The organism is Flavitalea flava (genome assembly GCF_054461575.1).
The window spans coordinates 1-3,476 of record NZ_JBTLQH010000104.1; the positions used below are offsets into that span (position 1 = coordinate 1).

Genomic DNA, 3,476 nt, shown 5'->3' on the forward strand with positions numbered 1-3,476 from the left:
TTTTTCCTTCCTTTATCCCCTTTCTCTATCCAGATTCCTTTCGAAGAACTACCACTTTTTTAAAGCGGACGGCAAAGGTAAGGGGCAGCAAGTCTGCTGCCAAATTTATTTACAATAAACGCAATAAAATATTTCTCAGGGCTTTACAATAAGCTGAATCCTCTGGATTCAGGCCTGAATTTAATCCCGGAGCAACCCGGAAAGCTGAGAAACAGGGTTGAACTATTGCTGATCATTACCAAAAAATAAGCCTGCATAGTTATTTTTACGAATCTGTATAGTTTTAGCCGGACGAGTCATTTAGCGTAGAAACGGGCAGCCCTTGTACTGAAACCGGACAGGACAATGGTCCAGGCCTTATATTATCAGGTTGATTATCAAACAAATATTGGGATGGTATCTTTTTTGACCCCGTCAGGAAGTAAAAGCTGAAAAACTATAGCCATGTTAAGGAATTATATAAGGGCCATTAGCCGCAATCTGGGCCGCAATAAAGGGTATTCGGTTATTAATATCCTTGGCCTGGCTGCAGGCATCGCTGTCAGCCTCCTCATCTTCCTGGTGATCAGGTTTGAGACCAGTTTCGACAATTTCCATGCTAAAAAAGACAGTATCTACCGGGTAGTATCCATTTTCACAACACCTGCAGGGCTTGATTATGAATCAGGAGTTCCCTTTCCGACAGCAACGGCTTTGCGCCAGGATTATCCTCAATTAACCCGGGTGGCCTCCATTCTAAGTGTAGGGGGAGGCGGCCAGATCAGCCCCATTGACGGGCAGGGAAAAGCCACATCAAAAATATTTAAAGAGGAAACAGGGATCCTGTATGCAGAGTCCCAGTTTTTTGACATATTCGATTTTCCCTGGATGGCCGGAGATAAGACGACGGCACTAAAAGATCCCAATACAGTATTGCTCACAAGATCCATGGCCGATAAATACTTCGGAAGCTGGCAGGAGGCAATGGGCAAGTCGGTTAAACTGGATAATACGGTTACTTACAAGGTCACAGGTATCTTAAAGGATATGCCGGCCAATACTGACTTTCCCCTGAAAGTTGTCCTTTCCTATTCCACCTTGGGAAATACGGGTATCAGAAGCGTCCTTTCCAATTGGACGGCCATTTTTGCTCAGCATTATTGTTTTGTAGTATTGCCGGCTAACCTGTCAGCGGACCAATTCAATAAAAACCTTTTCCAGCTCGTAAAAAAATACAAACCCGAAGAGAACAGGAATGAAGGAATGGCGCTCCTGCCGTTAAAGGAAATGCATTTTGATACACGGTACAACACCTTTAATAATCATCCTTTCAGCAAGGACCTGATCCTGGCCCTCAGTTTGATCGGACTTTTCGTGTTAGTCATTGCCTGTGTGAACTTTGTCAACCTTGCCACTGCCCAGGCCGTTAACCGGTCAAAAGAAGTGGGTATACGCAAAGTATTGGGCAGCACACACAAACAATTAATGGTCAGATTCATAGGTGAGGCGGCTATACTCATAGTCATTGCGGCCCTCCTCGCTGTTGGGTTATGCGATCTGAGCTTACCCTATTTTAATCATTTACTGGACATTCAGATCGACCGGGCATTCTTCACCGACAGGAATGTCATGGGAGTCCTTGTTTTATTGATACTTGGCAGTATACTCTTGTCTGGTTTTTATCCTGCGTTTGTTCTATCCAGTTATAATCCTGTCATGGCCATAAAGAACAAGGCGACAATGAAGCTGTCCGGTGCCGCACAACTCCGGAAAATATTGGTAGTTTTGCAATTTACGATCGCACAGACGCTGATTATAGGTGTAATGATCATGCTTTCCCAGATGGATTATTTCAGATCGGCTCCAATGGGATTTCGCAAGGATGCTATTGTCATTACACATTTACCGGAGAATGAGAAGGATATGGGAAAGGCGGACAGGCTGCGGAGTCTGCTGGCACAGCTGCCTGGCATCGATAAGGTAAGCTTCAGCTATGCGAGTCCGGTAGATGATAATAACTGGAACAGCGACATTACCTATAATCAGGTAAAAAAGAATGATTTTGGAGCCAATTTGAAATGGGCAGACACAGCCTACCCCGGAACCTATGGCCTTAAATTGGTTGCAGGTCGGTTTTATGGTCAAAGTGATACGGTAAAAGACCTTGTCGTTAATGAGGCTTTTATAAATAAACTGGGTATCCGCGATCCGAAAGAGGCGATTGGGGCAAAAGTGGGGATTGGCGATAATACATCAGGGAGAATATCAGGCATCGTTAAGGATTTTAATACCGCTTCTTTAAAAGATCGTATCTCTCCCGTCATAATGGGAACGTGGAAAGCCACCTATCAGACGGTGAACATAAAGCTGGCGTCCTCAAATGTGCCGGGAGTGCTGGCAGGCATCGAGAAAATATGGAAAGCGTCATTTCCCGGCCAGGTATATGAATACCGGTTCCTGGATGACCAGATTGCAACTTATTACAAACAGGAAGAACAGTTGTCCCGGCTCTGTAAGATCTTTGCAGGCATGGCTATTTTTATATCCTGCCTGGGATTGTACAGCCTTGTATCTTTCATGACCGTTCAACGTGCTAAGGAAGTAGGTATCCGTAAGATCCTGGGTGCATCAGCCGCCAACCTTGTCTATCTATTCTCCAAAGAATTCGTTTTGCTTATCGGTATAGCATTTTGTATATCGGCTCCCATTGCTGGATATCTTATGCATCGATGGCTGGAAAATTATGCGTTCCATGTCCTTCCGGGTCCTGGGATATTTCTACAGGCGTTTCTGCTCTCCATGACCATCGCCTGGTTTTGTATCGGCTATAAAGCTATCCGAACAGCCATCGCCAATCCGGTAAAGAGTTTAAGAACAGAGTGAGCCTCGAAGTCCGGCTGTTAAGAACAAAAAGTATAAAGGGGTCATGTTTTTGCCCTATCGGCAAAAAGTAAATATAAGAAGGAGTTAAGGAGGTAGTGTCTTATAGCAAAGGGGATTACAAAGGGGGGAACTTCGTCGGCGAGCTACGCTCCTAACCTTCGATCCGCTCTTCGAGCGTCACTCGGTTACTTTCCTTGCTCAGAACTTCGGAAAGCTTCGTTCCTTGCTCAGAACTTCGGAAAGCGGCGTTCCTCGCTCTGAACTTCGGAAAGCGTCGTTCCTTGCTCTGAACTTCGGAAAGCGTCGTTCCTTGCTTTTCCTCGTTCGTTCCCTTCGCTATGCTCGCGAACGTTCGTAACCTTCGCCGTTCTCGGTTACCTTTGTCGCTACGCACTTATTTTTTTTTGCCCATAGGGCACAAGGGTAAAGCAAGTAAAATTTTTGAAAAGGGGATTACAAAGGGGACGCCCTTTGTCGCTACGCATATGTTTTTTTGTGCCCGGAGCGACACATTTATATGGGGGAGCACCGGGCACAAAAAAAAAGCCCTGTCAAGTAAATGACAGGGCTTCAATGAATATGGCAGCTACCTACTCTCCCGCATTGTGGTGCAG

Annotated in this window: 1 protein-coding gene; it reads left to right on the forward strand. The window is 45.4% G+C overall.

Annotated features, from left to right (window positions below; translation table 11 throughout):
* Positions 1 to 444: 444 nt before the first annotated feature.
* Positions 445 to 2,862 carry an ABC transporter permease gene (locus ACX0G9_RS31520; protein WP_459068979.1) on the forward strand — a complete coding sequence of 806 codons (2,418 nt, stop codon included), beginning with the start codon at positions 445 to 447 and terminating at the stop codon, positions 2,860 to 2,862.
* Positions 2,863 to 3,476 lie beyond the last annotated feature (614 nt).